This window comes from Exiguobacterium sp. SH5S13, from assembly GCF_004337085.1.
Classification (GTDB): Bacteria; Bacillota; Bacilli; order Exiguobacteriales; family Exiguobacteriaceae; genus Exiguobacterium; species Exiguobacterium aurantiacum_A.
In genome coordinates, this window is sequence record NZ_SJUS01000073.1 from 1 (window position 1) to 568 (window position 568).

The window sequence follows — 568 nt, forward strand, 5'->3', positions numbered from 1 at the left end:
ATATAGGGGTCGAGTTCCCGGATGGCGACGGAAACCCCTTCGCGACCGCTATGTAGATTCTGTGCCAGAAGGTTCGCGCTGACCTGACCCGTCTCATAGAGCCGGGTCATCTCGGCCACGATATCTAATTTTTTATAGCTGTCCAGACGGCGGATGACATCGAACTGGTCCCTGACATACCGTGGGTATCGGATGACGATCTGGTCGAGGAACAGCTTGGCTTTTTCCTCATCCCCGAATCGCGCATAGAGGTCCTCGGTCTGCGCCAAAAGACGTCTAGTCTGGTCATGTCCGTGATCGGCGTCATGGACGAGCTCGCCTTTCTCACTCGCGAGCCCATGCTCGCAAATAATCTCGCCGGTCTCGTCGTCGACAATCACAAGTGTGTTTTCGGACGTACGCTCCAAGACCTGGACGATTCGTTTTTCTCTGTCTTGATATGTCCCAATCGGGACACTATATCGGGCACCGGCGTATCGGATGGTATTGTCCTTATGGACGGTTCTTGATACACTTGATACAAGGTTCGTTTCGAAAGAGACGGGTGAAGAGATCTTGTCCAGGTGCT

1 protein-coding gene is annotated in these 568 nt (G+C 53.2%); it reads right to left on the minus strand.

What is annotated here, in order from left to right:
• Window positions 1-563, minus strand: a 563-nt coding sequence (locus EVJ30_RS15045) for a Mu transposase domain-containing protein (RefSeq protein ID WP_483297338.1), incomplete at its 3' end; no start/stop codon positions are given.
• Window positions 564-568: the final 5 nt, after the last annotated feature.